13 protein-coding genes and 1 tRNA gene are annotated in these 15,153 nt (G+C 69.5%); 5 read left to right on the top strand and 9 right to left on the bottom strand.

Translation table 11 applies throughout. The features are described from left to right. Positions 1-80: 80 nt before the first annotated feature. Both VZQ01_RS34215 and VZQ01_RS34220 read right to left on the bottom strand, forming a co-directional pair. Entirely contained in the window at positions 81-737 is a 657-nt protein-coding gene (locus VZQ01_RS34215; protein WP_426745721.1) for a condensation domain-containing protein, read from the bottom strand. A 129-nt stretch (positions 738-866) separates the two neighbouring features. Next, entirely contained in the window at positions 867-2,441 is a 1,575-nt protein-coding gene (locus tag VZQ01_RS34220; protein ID WP_426745722.1) for an amino acid adenylation domain-containing protein, read from the bottom strand. A gap of 388 nt (positions 2,442-2,829) precedes the next feature. On the opposite strand from VZQ01_RS34220, the gene VZQ01_RS34225 reads away from it, so the two are divergent. Continuing rightward, positions 2,830-2,915: transfer RNA gene (locus VZQ01_RS34225), tRNA-Leu, on the top strand. A 103-nt stretch (positions 2,916-3,018) separates the two neighbouring features. Here the strand turns inward: VZQ01_RS34225 and VZQ01_RS34230 are convergent. Continuing rightward, on the bottom strand, positions 3,019-3,651 hold the full coding sequence (locus tag VZQ01_RS34230) for a SprB repeat-containing protein (protein WP_408889830.1): 633 nt from the start codon (positions 3,649-3,651) through the stop codon (positions 3,019-3,021). A 180-nt stretch (positions 3,652-3,831) separates the two neighbouring features. Here VZQ01_RS34230 and VZQ01_RS34235 point away from each other — a divergent pair, with 180 nt between their 5' ends. Next, positions 3,832-4,503 carry a carbonic anhydrase gene (locus VZQ01_RS34235; RefSeq protein WP_141323624.1) on the top strand — a complete coding sequence of 224 codons (672 nt, stop codon included), beginning with the start codon at positions 3,832-3,834 and terminating at the stop codon, positions 4,501-4,503. 16 nt (positions 4,504-4,519) lie between these two features. On the opposite strand, the gene opgC is transcribed toward VZQ01_RS34235, so the two are convergent. Both opgC and VZQ01_RS34245 read right to left on the bottom strand, forming a co-directional pair. Continuing rightward, on the bottom strand, positions 4,520-5,608 hold the full coding sequence (gene opgC / locus VZQ01_RS34240; protein WP_426745723.1) for an OpgC domain-containing protein: 1,089 nt from the start codon (positions 5,606-5,608) through the stop codon (positions 4,520-4,522). Between the two features lie 13 nt (positions 5,609-5,621). After that, entirely contained in the window at positions 5,622-7,565 is a 1,944-nt protein-coding gene (locus VZQ01_RS34245; RefSeq protein WP_426745724.1) for a CotH kinase family protein, read from the bottom strand. Between the two features lie 224 nt (positions 7,566-7,789). On the opposite strand from VZQ01_RS34245, the gene VZQ01_RS34250 reads away from it, so the two are divergent. Then, on the top strand, positions 7,790-8,095 hold the full coding sequence (locus VZQ01_RS34250) for a hypothetical protein (protein WP_223745748.1): 306 nt from the start codon (positions 7,790-7,792) through the stop codon (positions 8,093-8,095). Between the two features lie 49 nt (positions 8,096-8,144). On the opposite strand, the gene VZQ01_RS34255 is transcribed toward VZQ01_RS34250, so the two are convergent. Continuing rightward, entirely contained in the window at positions 8,145-10,124 is a 1,980-nt protein-coding gene (locus tag VZQ01_RS34255) for a S8 family serine peptidase (protein WP_426745725.1), read from the bottom strand. A gap of 236 nt (positions 10,125-10,360) precedes the next feature. On the opposite strand from VZQ01_RS34255, the gene VZQ01_RS34260 reads away from it, so the two are divergent. Together VZQ01_RS34260 and VZQ01_RS34265 are read left to right on the top strand one after the other, a co-directional pair. Then, entirely contained in the window at positions 10,361-11,680 is a 1,320-nt protein-coding gene (locus tag VZQ01_RS34260) for a ferritin-like domain-containing protein (RefSeq protein WP_426745726.1), read from the top strand. 301 nt (positions 11,681-11,981) lie between these two features. Further along, positions 11,982-12,515: a hypothetical protein gene (locus VZQ01_RS34265; protein ID WP_426745728.1), complete on the top strand. Its 534-nt coding sequence runs from the start codon at positions 11,982-11,984 to the stop codon at positions 12,513-12,515. Positions 12,516-12,547: 32 nt separating this feature from the next. On the opposite strand, the gene VZQ01_RS34270 is transcribed toward VZQ01_RS34265, so the two are convergent. The 3 genes from VZQ01_RS34270 to thiD form a co-directional block, all read right to left on the bottom strand. Continuing rightward, complete coding sequence (locus VZQ01_RS34270) at positions 12,548-13,816, bottom strand: RNA polymerase sigma factor (RefSeq protein WP_426745729.1); 1,269 nt, start codon at positions 13,814-13,816, stop codon at positions 12,548-12,550. 25 nt (positions 13,817-13,841) lie between these two features. After that, a complete protein-coding gene (locus VZQ01_RS34275; protein ID WP_141323632.1) occupies positions 13,842-14,204 on the bottom strand; it encodes a YciI family protein in 363 nt (120 codons plus the stop codon). Positions 14,205-14,323: 119 nt separating this feature from the next. Further along, the gene (gene thiD / locus VZQ01_RS34280; protein ID WP_223784128.1) at positions 14,324-15,145 is read right to left on the bottom strand and encodes a bifunctional hydroxymethylpyrimidine kinase/phosphomethylpyrimidine kinase; all 822 of its coding nucleotides are present in this window, start codon (positions 15,143-15,145) and stop codon (positions 14,324-14,326) included. Between the last annotated feature and the right edge of the window lie 8 nt (positions 15,146-15,153).

The following is a 15,153-nucleotide window of genomic DNA, read 5'->3' on the forward strand; positions in this document are numbered from 1 at the left end:
GGCCCGGAGGGTGGCTTTCGGGCCAACGACCCAGCCTGCCCGGGCTCCGGTCGAGCGGAGGCCCCGGGGCTGTCCTCCGCTCAACGGACCTGTTCGAGGTCCTCGAGGGTCCTTCCCCTGTGCGCGGCATCGGCCATGCCCAGGGCCGCGAGCACGTCCTCGGCGGCGAGGGGCGCACCGCGAGGTCCTCGCCGCGCGGGCGCCGGAAGGTCATCCCCGCGTGGGCCGAGCCTGAAGTCGTTCGCGGACGGCCGGGGACTCGGCTCCACGGGCGACAGGGTGGGCGCGGGCCCCCCTCGGCGGTACGCGGCATACAGCTCCGCGAGCTCCCACAGCAGCACCTCCAGGGGCCGGATGTCGATGAGGCTGGGGTGGAATTCGAGCCGGAGCACGTGCTCGCTCACGTCCAGGACGAACAGCGTCGCCCGGACGAGGGGCGCGCCCTGGCGGTCGACCGGACGCCGGGCCTCGTGGCGCAAGGCCTCGGCCAATTGGGCCTCTCGCACCGCCGAATAGGGCGTTCCATCGAGCAGGCTGATGGTGGGGAGGACGAAGACGCCGGGCACGGGGGGCGTGGACCACGGAGCGCCGTGGCGATGCTGCAGGGTCTCGAGCGCCAGACGCAGCGCGCGCCAGTCGAGCAGACCGGACAGACGGAAGACGCGGGGCAGGTGGCGTGTGCTCGCCGCGTCCAGGTGTCCCGGTCGCTCGAAGTCCCGCCAGAGGTCCACGTGCATCGGGCGGGCTCCCGTCCGTCCCCGAGGCTCGGATGCCGAGTGTCCCACGCTCCCGTTCATGGCGACTCACTCCGATGTCCAACTGGGCGAGGCCACGGGGCCAGGCCCGACGCGGTGGGACGAGACAGCTCAGGCGCGTTGGCGGGCGTCCTCCTGGATTCGGACGCGGTCCTTCTTCCCGGCGGTCGTCTTCGGCAGGGATTCGCAGGTGTCGATGCGAGTGGGGACCATGTAGGGCGGCAGGTAGTCCGCGCAGTGCTGTCGCAGGTCCTGGAGGCTGGCGCTCGCGTTGTCCTTGAGCACCACGAAGGCGCGCAGCTCCCCGCCCGCGAGCTCGTCCGGGAGCGTCAGCACGGCGCTCTCCTCGACCTCCGGGTGGCGCAGCAGCACCTCCTCCACGGCGGTCAGCTCGATGTGGCGGCCCCGGACCTTGACCCGGTCATCGCGGCGGCCCAGGAAGCGCAGCACGCCTCCACCCTCCCGGGTGACCCGATCCCCCGTCCGATAGGCCTTGGGGTGGCCTGGAATGGGGCCGAGCACCTTCCGGGTGTGCTCCTCCTGTCCCCAGTAACCGCTCATCAGCGTGGGGCCCGCCACGCACAGCTCGCCCTCCTCTCCGTCCGCCGCCCGCGCGCCGTCATCCCGGATGACGAAGACCTCGTCTCCGCAGCAGACCTTGCCGATGGGCAGGGGTTCGGGGCTCGCGAGGTCCGCGGGCGTGACGACGTGGTACGTGCAGACGTTCGTCTCGGTGGTGCCGTAGAGGTTGAGGTACCGCGGCCTGGGCAGGGTCAGCACGAGCTTGCGCAGGTACTTGTGTGGGAAGACCTCGCGGGTGAAGAGCACGGTGCGCAGGTGCGGGAAGGCATGCCGTGACAGCTCGCCTCGGACCTCGAGCTGGGTGAGCACCGAGGGCACGGAGTGCCAGATGGCGATCTCCCTCTTCGCGATGAAGTCCGCCAGCTCCCGCGGAATCGCGGACAGCTCGATGGGCACCAGCACCAGCGTGGCGGCACCCTTGGCCGTGGCGAAGAGGTCGAAGACGGACGGGTCGAAGTGGAAGGGCGAGAGGCTGGAGACGCGGTCCGAGGAGCGCACGTTCGCAGTCTGGAAGGCCCACTCGACGAAGGCCTGCGCGGCGCGGTGGCTGTGCATGACCCCCTTGGGGTGTCCGGTGGCGCCGGAGGTGTAGAGGACATACGCCAGGTCCTCTGCCGTGGCGCGCGAGTCCTTCTCCAGGCGCGAGGTGGAGCGGGTGCGCACCTGCTCCCAGGTCAGGGTCGTCGGGCGGTTCTCCCCGGGAGGTGCTGATGTGGTGTTCGGCTGTCGCGTTCCCACCAGGATGATTCCGCGCAGGGTCTGCACCTGCTGGAGCGAGGCCTGCCAGGAAGGGGTGGTGAGGATGGCCGCGAGCGCGCAGTCCCTCGCGATGAACTTCAGGCGCCACTCCGGCGCGGAGGGGTCGATGGGGACGTAGGCCGCGCCGGCCTTGAGGATGCCGAAAAGGCCCACCACGGCCTCGAGCGACTTGGTCAGGTGGAGCCCCACGCGCGCGCCCCGGCCGATGCCGAGCTCCTGGAGCGTGCGGGCCACCTGGTTCGCGTCCGCGTCGAGCTCCTCGTAGGAGATGGCTCGCTCGCCGTCGATGACCGCTGTCCGTCGAGGGGCCGCTCGCGCGCTGTCTTCAAGGTACTGAAACAACATGGATGTGATTCTCCTCAGGGGCCCAAGGCGTGGGTCACGAGTTCTCGGTGGAGCACGGAGCGCGAGTCGGGGGGCTCACGAAAGGCATACACGCCGGGCGCGGGGGCCTGGACGGCGTCCGCTCGGAGGCGCGAACGGGGCGACGTGCTCATGGGCGGCGTTCTCCCCTGTCGTTCCAATGGGACCCGCGCAGAATGCGCGGTGACACCGGAGATGTCGTTCGTCCCGGGGTCGTGCCCGTGAGGCGCCTTCAGGACAGTGAAAGCCGGGCGCCCTCGGAGTCCGAGAGGCGGGCGCGCTGGGGCAGACGAGGCAGGGGGAGGCCCGGGCGTGGGGCCTCGGAATGGTGTTGAGCAGTGGGCAGGGGGATTGGTAGGACAGGGGGCCTGCACGAATGGCGGAACTGGCAGACGCAGCGGACTTAAAATCCGCTGACTCGCAAGGGTCGTCCGGGTTCGATTCCCGGTTCGTGCAATATCGTGAGTCCGTCAGGGAGGATGCTCGCCTCCCTGACGGCGCGCTGCTGCCACGGCGGCACGAGACGGGTTCCGCTCAGTGCCCTGATCATCCCGAGGGTTTACGGATTCGGCGTCCAGCAGCGGAAGCTCTGTTCAACGAAGTTCGAGACGTAGGTGTTGGCGTCGAGGACGCGGAAGCGGATGTACTTGTAGTAATACCGTCCGCCCGGGTAGAGGCCGAACTTGCAAGGCTCGCTGAAGGTGGTGGTGCCATTGCGCCAGGGCCAGTTGCCTGGAGCGGGATCGACGTCGAGGTTGTGCGCCCTTTGCCATTGGTAGGTATAGGGCGGCACTCCGCCGCTCGCGCTCGCTGTGCACTCGATTCGCTCGGTCTCGTCCATCCATTCGCAATTCATGGTCGCCGTGGGAGGAGGAATCTCGAGCGTGGTGTCCGTCCCATCCGCCCGGGCTTCCGGCGCAATGCCAGGACACTCCCCACCGTCAGTTTCGATGAAGTACGGGCTCCTTTGCCCCGTGCGCACGGGTGTCCTTCCACAGATGCACCGCTCCGTGCCGACCGATGTGGTGAGGGTTGCATCGCTGTAATACCTGATGAAGTACTCCGACAGGCAGATGAGGAGCGGGGCCTCCTGTGAAGCCATATCGGGTTGCGCTTCCGTGTCGGCATCATCCACACCACAGCCGAACTGGAAGCCAAGGACTGCAAGGCCCAGGGTCAACAGGGTACGCATGGTTCCTCCCAACGCGATTGACGCTTCGTGTGCTGCCTGTCGATGATGCCACGGCCGTTGCGTGTGCATTCATGGTGGAGAGGCTTTTTCGCGCAGGCCGGTGGAAATGTTCACCGTCACCCGCGTGGCACACGCAATGGGGTTGTCGGAGGCGCTGCTCCTGGTGAAGGCTGCGCCTTCATGGAGAAACTCATCCCGGGACTGCATCACTTCCAGACCGAGGTCTTCCGCTCCAAGCAAGACCTCTATTCGAAGCTCGCGGAGGCGCAGAACCCCGAGGTCCTCTTCATCACCTGCTCCGACTCCCGCGTCCTCCCCAACGAGGTGACGGGCGCCGGGCCCGGCGAGCTGTTCATCATCCGCAACGCCGGCAACATCGTCCCGCCCTACAGCACCGCCAACAACGGCACCGCGGCCACCATCGAGTACGCCGTCGCCGCCCTCAAGGTCCGCCACATCATCGTCTGCGGACACACCCGCTGCGGCGCCATGCACGGTCTGCTCAAGCCCCAGCTCCTCGACAAGCTCCCCCAGATGGCCCAGTGGCTGCGCCACGCGGAGTCCACCCGGCGCATCGTCGAGGCCAGCTACGCCCACCTGAGCGGAGATGCCCTCCTCGATGCGGCCGTCGGTGAGAACGTCCTCGTGCAGCTCGAGAACCTGCGCTCCCATCCCACGGTCGCCGAGGCCCTCGCGAACCGCGCGCTCAACCTCTACGCCTGGGTCTACCAGCTCGAGGACGGCTGCGTGCACGCCTACGAGCCGAGCCAGGGGCAGTTCACCCCCGTCGTCGCCACGGACGGAGACTCCCTCCGCGCCCGGGGCCGCTTCGGCCTTCGTCAGGTGCTCTGACTCGGTCGCGCCCGGCTCAGCCCGTGAGGGGCGCCGCGCGCCTTTGGTGATGCAGCGCCACCACCACCATCCCGGCGAACGTCACCACCAGCACGGCGACCTCCTCCAGGCTGTCCAGCGGCGCCTCGCTCTCGTTGATGAGCGCGAGGCTCAACAGACACAACACCAGATGGGCGCTGAAGACGGGCAGGGACGCGCTGCCCAACAGCTCCAGCACCCTCGGCCGCAGCCAGCGATACACGAGCGGCGCACCCCGGTCCGCGAGCAGCGCCAGCGCCAGGAAGTTCACCAGCCGCAGCGGCGCCAGCGTCCACTTGTCGAGCAGCACGGGCCAGCTCGTGAACAGCTGGAACCCCGGCACCTCGTACCGCGCGAGCAGGAACACGACGACCACTCCCCACGCCAACACCCACTGGAGGCGCGGCGGCGCGGGGCTCCCGGCGGCCCGCGCCCTGAGGCTCCCCCGCCACACGCCGAGCACCCAGAGGAACTGCCAGGCGAACAAGTCGAACGCCCCGGAGTGGTCCACCTTCATCGGCAGCCAGGACACGGACCCCAACGTGCCGTACAGCTCCCGTTTGAGCCCCAGCTGCGCCCACAGCCACACCAGCGCGCTGAGGCACACCACCTTCCCCCAGCCCGCATGGCGCGCCGCGGTCAGCACGAAGGGCGACAGGAACAGCAGCACGACGTAGAGCGGGAGGATGTCCAGCAGCGGCGGGCAGTACAGCAACACCAGGCTGCTCAGCAGCGCCGTGAGCGGCTCCTGGTGGAAGAAGTCGAGCAGGTTGAGCACCGCGGGGCGGTGCGTGAGCCAGCCCACCGCGCCGATGAAGGTGAAGGCGAAGCAGAGCAGCCCGACGTGGTGCGCGTAGACCTTGAGGGCTCTGCGCCGCAGCCCGCGCCACAGCTTCCCCGGCGCGTCCCACGCCTTCACATGCGTGCCCCCCACCAGGAACGCCGACAGGAACACGAACCCCTCGGCCGCGGAGACGAAGCCGAACGGCTGGCTGGTGTACGCGTTGAGCCGCGTGGGCAGGTGCGTCAGCGTCATCAGGACGAGCAGCAACCCCCGCAGGGCATCCAGGTCGGGTCGACGCGGCATGAGGAAGACGGGCTCAGGGCGCGCCCAGCTCCTCCCGCAGATGACGCTGGAGCGCCTCGGGCCGACGACGCGCGCACTCGCGCATCCACTCCACCTCCGCTTGCCACGACTCCACCGAGGCCGGGTAACCCCACCGCGCGACGTGCTCGGCCATCTCGGGTGCGAGTCGCGCCGCGGCCTCGTCGAGCAGGGCCAGCACCCGCTCCGGCGCGAAGGTGTTCTCCAGGTGCCACTGGAAGCGCGAGACGAACAGACCCTTGAAGTCCGGCGACTTCATCAAGCTCCGGAACAGCACGACGAAGGACTCGCCGAGCCGCTCGTCGCGCAGCAGCCGGCCGAGTGAGTTGGCCTCGGGACCTCCGATGAAGGCCGCGTCCAAGTCGTGGAGCAGCCAGCGCCACCGCCCATCCCCGGGCCCCGTGTCGCCGGAGGTCTCCCCACCGCGCAGGCGCCAGAACTTCACGTTGTTGTCCGGCCAGTCCTCGTTGCCGAAGTAGACCTCCGCGATGTGGTAGTCGATGAAGTCCTCCACATCGATGCGCGCCGCGACGTACGCGGAGTGCTCGGGGACGGAGAGGTCGTGCTCGCGCACGTAGGCGAGCAACTCCTGGTAGGGCAGCACGTCCGCGTCCTCGCCCGTGTCGAGGATGCCGTCGGCCTCCAGGATGACGATGTCCTTGCGCTTCAGCCCGTGGTGCGTGGCCAGGTAGTACTCGTCATACCGCTCGCGCAGCTCGTGCAGTCCCCAGTACTCGCCATCCAGGAACACCAGCGTGGGCTGACAGGCCTGCAGCGCCAGGGACGTCTCGCGCAGCAAGCCCTGGAGCGCGCAGTCGCGCAGCTTGGAGCCCACCTGGTCCTGCCCCGACGTGCGCACGATGAGCCGCTTGAACTCGCGCAGCGGATGGTCCGGGAACACGTCCGCCTGGAACAGCTCCGGGCCGTACTCCTCCTTCGCGTACAGCCGGAGGCTCTTCTGCGGCATCGCCGCGCTGCCCGAGCCGTGGATGCGCACGCCCGCGTTCTGCGCGAACACCGTCGCGCCCACGGCGTCGAACCACTCGACGTGGACCGGGCGCTCCCAGTCCTTGCCGTCCTGCATGTAGTTGCCCGTGCCCCAGCCCTCCATGGGCCCCGGCGTCTCGGCGTAGACGCGGCCCGGCACGTAGATGCCCTGCTCGTCACCGAAGAAGTTCGCCGCGTCCGTCGCCAACGACAACACCGGCAACGTGTACGCGCGCGGCTGCCCGATGAGGTACGTGCGCGCCTGTCCCGAGTCCACCGGCGTCTCGCCCGCGAACCGCCGCACGCGCACCACCGTCGCGAGCGTGGAGGGCGCGGTGGGCGGCTTCCAGCGCCAGGGCTCCGGTGACTCGGCGGGATTCGTCGGGATGAGGCTGAGCGGCGCGGGCTGCCCGCGTCGGTTGAGCAGCACCAACGGCGCCGTGTAGACGGGAGACGTCGGGCCCGGCGTGGAGCCGTCCAGCGTGTAGCGCGTCGTCGTGTCCGGGGACGTGGGGAGCGTCAGGAGCGCCTCGGCCGCGTACAGGCTGTCCTGCGTGCCGAAGCCCAGCCGCTGGAACTCCAGGCGCGTGCGCACCTCCGTCCCGCTGTCGTGATAGGCGACGACCTCCAGCGACTCGCTCTCGTGCCCCGGCTGCCACGGGATGCTCCACCGTCCGTCCTCGAGCACCGCCAGCCCGAGCAGGATGGAGCCCTCGTAGACCTCCACGCGCACGACGCCCGCGTCCATCTGGAAGCCGCCACGCAGCACGTGCTGCTCGTTGTCCATGGCGTCGATGGTGACGACCGGTGACGCCGTCTCCTCCTCCACCACGGGCCCGGAGCCCTTGTCGGACGGGGTGCTCTCGCAGGCCGTGAGCGCGATGAACAGCGCGGCGAGTGCCCCGGAGCGCCTCGGCTTCGGGAAGACGAACGGGGCTCGCTCGGAGGCCACGACAGAGCCCCCCGCGACTTCGGGACGAGACGGGTGATTCATGGATGAGACACGAAGGGGAGGACCCTGGGGGACGTGGGCCCCGGGGTCGTCAGCAATCCTCGTGCCTCAAACTATCTCCCTGAATTCAGGGAAGCAGTGTCGGGAGAGCGTGGCAGTGTGCCACGCTGGGGGTTGCGGAATGCCATGGCTGTTGCGCACCCGAGCGAGGGAGCCCACCTGCGATGACCGGACCCCGACTTCGGCACTGCGCGACGTGTGGGCGCGCCCTGAACCCACGCGAGGTGTACTACCGCTTCAAGCTGGTCCTGGAGGGCGAGCAGGACGTGCTGGAGTCCGCCGAGGCGTCGGAGGACGGTGAGCAGGACGCGCTCGCGGCGCTGGTGCGGCGACTGGAAGAGGGGCCCGAGGATGCTCGCGAGCTCGAGGACCAGGTGCACTGGGAGCGGGCGGGCGTGGTGTGCGGCGGATGCCGCGCGGTGGCGGTGCGGATGCTCGACGAGAGCACGGACTCGACGCGCCCCCATTGAGAGACCGCGGCGCGCCGCCGGGTGACGGCGCGCCGGGTCGTGCCCTGCTTCAGCGACGCGAGGGCGCCACGGGGAAGACGAGGTCGTCGTGGTCCGTCCACTCGCTCGCGACGCAGCTTGCCCCGGTGGCGTTGTCACCGATGACGCCGCGAATCGCCTGGAGCCCACCCTCCGGCAGCGTGAAGGTGACGGACAGTTTGTTCTCTCCCGTTACCTCGACCGGGAGCGTGGCCACGTGGGTCCACTGGGGATGGCGTGCGTCGGGCGCGTGGAAGAGGTTCACGCGCTCGAAGAAGGGGAGGAAGCCGATGACGTTCGCGGTGAGCGTCACGGGCCTGCCGGCGGTGAGCGGGCCTCCATCCTGGCTGGCGACGCGCAGGCCCTCCAGCGACGGAGTGACGCCGTAGGTGCCGCCGTTGCCATCGGCGCAGCTCCCGCCGAGCGTGTTGGGGGCATGGAGTTCGGGCCCCACGCTCCCCATGCCGCGAACGAGCACGCCCGTGTCGCACGCGGACGCGAGGGTGGTGCAGCGGGGCGCCAGGAGCGTCGCATCGAAGTCCGCGACGTCCGGGTTGCGCACCGTCACCTTCACCGGCGTGGCGCGCCAGGCTCCGAGCGCGGTGTCGTAGGCGCGGACCTCCAGCGTGGTGGGGCCGTTCAGCTCCTCGCGCGTGTCCCAGTCCAGCTCGAAGGGGAGGGTGGTGTCGCTGGCGCGCAGGAGGCCGTTGACCCAGAGGTCCACGCGGCGCACCGCCACGTCATCCCAGGCGAGCACGCGCACGCGCGAGGTGCCTCGCACGGTGCTCGAGGGGAACGGCGTCATCACCTGCGCCCAGGGACGGTGATGGTCTCCCGTCACGTGTCGGAAGCCCGCCTGGAGCAGCAGGTTGGGGGAGCCTGGGCCGGCCTCATTCACACGCCCCGCCACGGCGGCGCCCGCGAGCGCGTCCATCACCTGCGTCGCCGTGGCGCGGGGATGGGTCTCCAGGTAGAGCGCGGCGGCGCCGGCGACGTGAGGTGTGGCCATGGAGGTGCCGGAGCGGACCTCGGTCGCCGTGTCGTCCGGGAGGTCGGCGGAGAGGATGTCCTCGCCCGGCGCGAACAGGTCGATGCAGCGGCCGTAGTTCGAGAACGACGCCCGCGTGTCCGTCAGCCGGGTGGCGCCCACCGTGAGGGCTTCCGCCGCGCGGCCCGGAGAGTAGTCGCACGCATCGACGCTGCGGTTGCCCGCGGCCACGACGACGGTGACTCCGGCGGCCACGGCGTTGCGGACCGCCTGGTCCAGGGCCTCGGAGACCTCCAGGCTGAGACTCAGGTTGGCGACCGCGGGGGCCTGGTGATGGGCGGTGACCCAGTCGATGCCGGCGATGATGCCCGACACCGTGCCCTCGCCTTCGCAGTCGATGATGCGCACGGAGTGCAGCGTCGCGGCGCGCGCCACGCCCCAGGTGGAGCCTCCGAGGGTTGCCGCCACGTGCGTACCGTGACCGTGGCAGTCCTCCGCACCACCCTCAGGGTCCAGCACGTCGAAGCCCTCGCCCAGGCGTCCCTCGAACTCGGCGTGCGTGGAGCGGATGCCGGTGTCGAGGACATACGCGTGGACGCCCGCGCCGCTCAGCGCGGGACGGTAGTGGCCGTCGAGCGGCAGGTCCTCCTGGTCCACGCGGTCCAGTCCCCACGCCGCCGTCTGCGACGTGGCGAGCGGGCGCACCCGGGCGTCCTGTTCGATGAAGGCCACACGCTCATCGGCGCGCAGCGATTCGAGGCGTGTCGGGTCGAGCTCCGTGGTGAAGCCCTGGAGCGCGTGCTCATAGGCGCGCAGCACCGTCGCACCGTGCGCCTTGGCGAGGTTCGCGACGTACTCGCGAGGCTTCTGTTGCCCGTGGGCCTTCGTGTGGGCCTGGGGGCGGAGGACGACGATGTATCGGTTCGGGATGGGCTGCTGGCGCGAGGCCTCGCGTGAGGTGGGCTCGGTGCAACCGGTGAGGGTGAGGAGACAGAGCAGCGGGATGAAGCGGAGTTTCCACATGGGGTGTGTGGCCTGCGATGTGCCGCCTCTTTCGAGGACAGCGTCTGGGTGAGCCCGCTTGGACGCCGGGGGCTCGGAGGTTGATCAATTCGAGACACCGCGCCCCTCAGGTTTCTGAGTGCGCTCGCGGAAAACACCGGAGACGCTTCGGATTGTCACCGCGGCTTCTCGAATGAGACGCTGCTGGCACCGCCATTGCTGTCGGCAGTGAGGTCGTATCCAGAGAGGAGTGTTGCTTGAACTCGAATCAACTGCGCCGGCTCTTCGCCCGTGCGCTGAGTGCATCCCTGGCGTCGCCCCTGGTGCTCACCGGTTGTGGCGACGGGGGGATTTCCCTGGAGGGGTTTTCGGCGCCCCCCTGTGACAACGGTCGCGTGTCGCTCCAGGGGCTGGCCCCCGCGACCCCGACGGACTTCATCGAGCTGCGAATCGTGACGGACCTGGAGAGCTCGCCGCGGCAGCAGCGTCTGGCGTCCGTCGGGACGGCGTGCGAGGCCGCCACGCAGCCCGCGGTGTGCAACGCGGAGCTGGACGCGCTGGCCTCCGAGGACGGGTTCCGCTCCCGCTGCGAGGTGGGCTGCTATGCGTACTATCTGGTGACGACGCGAGGAGATTCGGTCGAGGCGCACACGTCCCGCAACGCGCTCGCGGCCCTGCTGGGCAGCATCGACACCCCGACGGAGGCGCTGCTCCAGGTCTTCGCGGAGGACTACAACGTGAGCTGCACCGAGCTGAAGCATGGCGCGGTGAAGACGAACGCCGATGGGACCTTCAGCGTCATCGCCACCAAGGGGTTCGCGTGTGGCGAGGGGACGGAGCTGACGCAGTACCTGCTGGTGGTCAAGTCCTCCGGCGAGGTGGTCGAGAAGCGCACGCACGTCCTGGAGCGCGGCGACAAGGGGTGCTCGGTGGGTCGCAGGCCCGCGGGGCTTCGCTCGGATGGAACCGTGGACTGCGTGGATGAGCTGGGACAGCACTTCGCGCTCATCACCCACCTGGAGGAGGCCTCCATCACCGCATTCCTGCGGCTGCGCGAGGAGCTGGCGCTGCATGGCGCGGCCGTCGAGCTGCAACAGGCGGCGCTGCGCAGCGCGCTGGATGAGGTGGCGCACACGCAGGTGTGCGGCAGGCTGGCGCGGCGACATGGGGTGACGCCGGAGCGCGCGGTGGTGGCGCCGCTGGCTCCTCGGCCGCTGTTCGAGGTGGCGCTGGACAACGCGGTGGAGGGCTGCGTGCGCGAGACGTATGGCGCGCTGCTGGCGCATCACCAGGCGCTGCACGCGGAGGACGCGGAGGTGCGCGAGGCGATGGTGCGCATCGCGCAGGACGAGACGCGGCATGCGGACCTGTCGTGGGCCGTGGACCGCTGGGCGGAGGAGAAGCTCTCGCCCGAGGAGCGAGAGACGGTGCGCGCGGCACGTCAGCGGGCCGTGGAGGCGCTGCGCGCCGAGGTCTCCGCGCCGACCGACGACGCGGTCCTGCGCGCGCTGGGATTGCCTCCGCCGGAGGTCGCTCTCGCGATGGTGGAGGTGCTCTCCCGCGAGCTGTGGAACTGAGGCGCGGGGTTGTGCAGGCCCGGACGCCTGGGTTGACGTAAGCATCTCGGTGCTTCGACGGGAGGCGCGGCTCGGGGCCGGCGTGCCTTCCGGCAGAGCCAATGCGTATCGCGCCGCGTAGAACCTCGCTCCGCGGTAATGGCACCTCGGTCGCGCATCCCGCCTGCGGAGGATTCTTGATAGGCTGCCGCGCCCAAGGGTGCGTAGTGGCTGGCGCGGCGGGTCGTTACCCTGCGCCAGTAACGCCCTGAAGACCATCAGTTTGCTGTCGCTCTCCACTTGCGGACAGAAGGGATGCGTCGTGGACATCAACTTGAACGGCAGAATCTACTTCAAGCACGTCTATGCGACGAACATGGAAGACTGGGGCGTCCTCGCCTTCCCACTCTCTCAAAATGCCACGGATGCAGGTCGTCACTATCAGCGTGGCGCTCCGGTCTTGCTAGCCATTCCTCTGAAACCGAAGGCTGTCGCGGGGCCGGTCACCGCGGAAGTCTGCGGCCGGATATTCGCGGTTTGTACTCTCGCGGTGCTTGCTGGCGCCGCCACGCGCGAGATTGCAAATCCGGACATGGTCCGTCAGTACCCAGACGTGGTCGAGCAGTGGAATACGGCGCTCCCCATCGTGAAGCTCTGGCGGCTGCCCGAGCCTCGACCGTACAGCGAGTTCAGTCAGGATCTCGTTGAAATGGCTCGGATACGAAGAGGTCAGTTGATTCAGTTGGGAGAGCCTGCGGCAGAGGTCCGAAACTGGCTCGCGTCGCTCCGGTGCGAAGAAGCAAAGTTGACCCATTCGAGCAGGGTCAAAGCGCTCCTGGACTTCATGGGTCGGTAGGTCCGTCGACTTGGAAGGGCACTGGCAGCTGTTCAGGTCGAGGGCGTGTCCGCGAGCACCTCCCGTAGTCGCTCCTCGAGGAAGCGGCGCTCTGGCTCCGTGCGCACCAGGGCGAGCGCGCGACGGTAGGCCGCCACGGCTTCGTCCCTGCGCCCCAGCCTGCGCAGCAGCTCCGCGCGAGCCGCGGGCAGCAGGTGGTGCTCGGTGAGTCGTCCGGACGACTCCAGGTCGTCGACCAACACCAGCCCCTGTGCCGGGCCCTTCGCCATCGCCACCGCCGCCGCGCGGTTGAGCTCCACCACCGGACCCGGTGTCAGCTTCGCCAGCCGCTCATAGAGCGCGGCGATCTGCTCCCAATCCGTGTCCTCCGGCCGCTTCGCCTGTGCATGCAGCGCCGCGATGGCCGCCTGCACCGTGTACGGACCGAAGGCTCGCAGGGACAACGCGGTGTCGAGCAGGGACAGCCCCTCCGCGATGTTCGCCGCGTCCCATCGCCCGCGGTCCTGCCGGTCCAACAGGACCAGTCCACCATCCTCGGCCACCCGCACGTGGCGCCGGGAATGGTGGAGCAGCATCATCGCCAGCAGCGAGGTGGCCTCGGGATGGCGGGGCAACAGGTCGCACGTCAGCCGGGCCAGCCGCAGCGCCTCCTCGCACAGGTCCACGCGCACCAGCTCCGTGCCCTGCGTCGCGGAGTGCCCCTCCGAGAAGAGCAGGTAGATGGCATGCAGGACGCCCCGGGTGCGCTCCCCCAACGCGTCAGGCTCCGGGATGACATACGGAATGCGCGCGTCTCGAATCTTGCGCTGCGCGCGCACCAGCCGCTGCGCCATCGTCGCTGGAGGCACGAGGAACGCTCTTGCCACCTCCTCCGTCGTCAGCCCACACAACGTGCGCAGGGCCAGCGCGACCTGCACGTCCACGGAGAGGGCAGGGTGGCAGCATGTGAAGAGCAGTCGCAGCGAGTCGTCCGGATGCGCCTCCCAGTCCTCACCACTCGGCGTGGCGGCCAGCTCCTGCTCCAGCCTCGCCACCACCTCCAACGCATCCACCCGGGCGCCGAGGCGCACGCCCCGGCGCATCCGGTCCACCGCCTTGTTGCGCGCGGCCCGCAGGAGCCACGCGCGAGGCTCCCGCGGAATCCCCTCGCGCGGCCACTGCTGGAGCGCCGCCTCGAAGGACTCCTGCACCACCTCCTCCGCCGAGGCGAAGTCTCCCCCCATCGCGCCGATGAGCATGGCCACGATGCGGCCATGCTCGGCGCGATAGGTCTGCTCGACGATGGACCGCACCTCCTCCATGGACGACCCGCTCCGACTCCGGGCCTCAGCCCATGACGTCGGAGTAGTCCATCACCGGGCGTATCTCCACGCAGCCCGACCTCGCGGCGGGGATGCGTGAGGCCAGGGCAATCGCCTCGTCCAAATCCTTCGCCTCCACCAGGAAGAAGCCGCCCAGCTGCTCGCGAGTCTCCGCGAACGGCCCGTCCGTCGTCAGCCGCTTGCCGTCCCGCACACGCACCGTGGTGGCCGTGGACGTCGGCTGAAGCGCCTCGCCCGCGATGTTGTTCCCGCTCTTCTCGATGGACTCACTGAAGGCCGCGTACTCCTCCAGCACCTTCTGGGCCTCCTCCTGCGGCAGCGCGTCCCAGGCCTTCTCGTTCTCGAACAGCATCAGCAGGTACTTCATGGGTCCATCCTCACGATGACGAAGGGGAGTGAAGTCTCCCGCCCCAGGGTCGAACAGGCCGGCGGGAAATCGACCGCCCATTTCCCACGGGATTTTCCGCCCCATTTCCACCCGGCCCCTCAGGAGGGCTCGAGCGGGGAGAAGTGGCTGAAGGGACCATGCCCCTGCCCCAGGGGGAGCGGGTGCTCCAGGGCCGAGGTGACGAAGGTCTTGGCGCGACGGGTGGCCTCGAAGGGCGCCTGCCCCAGCGCCATCCACGCGGCGATGGCCGCGGACAGGGTGCATCCCGTGCCGTGCGTGTTGTGCGTCTTCACCGAGCGCAGGAACAACGTCTCCATCCGCTCCCCGTCGAACCAGACGTCCAGGCCGCGCAGCTCGCCCGACATGCCGCCGCCCTTGACCAGCACCGCCCGCGGGCCGAGCTGGTGGATGCGCCGGGCCGCCTCCTTCATGTCCTCGAGCGTCTGCAGGTCCATCCCGGAGAGCAGCTGCGCCTCGTGCCGGTTGGGCGTGACGACGTCCGCGAGCGGGAGCAGGTGCTCCTTGAGCGCACCGACGGCCGAGTCGTCGATGAGGCGCGCGCCGGCTCGGGACACCATGACGGGGTCCACCACGAGCGGGCCTGGCTTGAGCGCCTTCAGCCGCCACGCGACGACGGAGATGATCTCCGCGTTGACGAGCATGCCCGTCTTCACCGCGCCCACGCCCAGGTCGTCGATGACGGCGTCCACCTGCGCGGCCACGGCGGCGGCGGGGAGCACGTCGACCCTGGTGACGCCCCGGGTGTTCTGCGCGGTGACGGCCGTGAGCGCGGTGGTGCCGTGCACCCGGTGATACGAGAAGGTGTTCAGGTCCGCCTGGATGCCTGCGCCACCGCCACTGTCGGAGCCGGCGATGGTGAGCGCCGTCGGCACTCGCTTGGGAGTCTCCATGGGGCGCATGCTGCGCC

Origin of the sequence: Myxococcus faecalis (assembly GCF_050039385.1) — a bacterium.
GTDB classification, from domain to species: Bacteria; Myxococcota; Myxococcia; order Myxococcales; family Myxococcaceae; genus Myxococcus; species Myxococcus fulvus.

Bases quoted from the DNA above. Each gene is read 5' to 3' on its own strand.
- VZQ01_RS34215 (WP_426745721.1), bottom strand. From the start codon at position 737: ATGCACGTGGACCTCTGGCGGGACTTCGAGCGACCGGGACACCTGGAC.
- VZQ01_RS34220 (WP_426745722.1), bottom strand. From the start codon at position 2,441: ATGTTGTTTCAGTACCTTGAAGACAGCGCGCGAGCGGCCCCTCGACGG.
- VZQ01_RS34230 (WP_408889830.1), bottom strand. From the start codon at position 3,651: ATGCGTACCCTGTTGACCCTGGGCCTTGCAGTCCTTGGCTTCCAGTTC.
- VZQ01_RS34235 (WP_141323624.1), top strand. From the start codon at position 3,832: ATGGAGAAACTCATCCCGGGACTGCATCACTTCCAGACCGAGGTCTTC.
- opgC (WP_426745723.1), bottom strand. From the start codon at position 5,608: ATGCCGCGTCGACCCGACCTGGATGCCCTGCGGGGGTTGCTGCTCGTC.
- VZQ01_RS34250 (WP_223745748.1), top strand. From the start codon at position 7,790: ATGACCGGACCCCGACTTCGGCACTGCGCGACGTGTGGGCGCGCCCTG.
- VZQ01_RS34255 (WP_426745725.1), bottom strand. From the start codon at position 10,124: ATGTGGAAACTCCGCTTCATCCCGCTGCTCTGTCTCCTCACCCTCACC.
- VZQ01_RS34270 (WP_426745729.1), bottom strand. From the start codon at position 13,816: ATGGAGGAGGTGCGGTCCATCGTCGAGCAGACCTATCGCGCCGAGCAT.
- VZQ01_RS34275 (WP_141323632.1), bottom strand. From the start codon at position 14,204: ATGAAGTACCTGCTGATGCTGTTCGAGAACGAGAAGGCCTGGGACGCG.
- thiD (WP_223784128.1), bottom strand. From the start codon at position 15,145: ATGCGCCCCATGGAGACTCCCAAGCGAGTGCCGACGGCGCTCACCATC.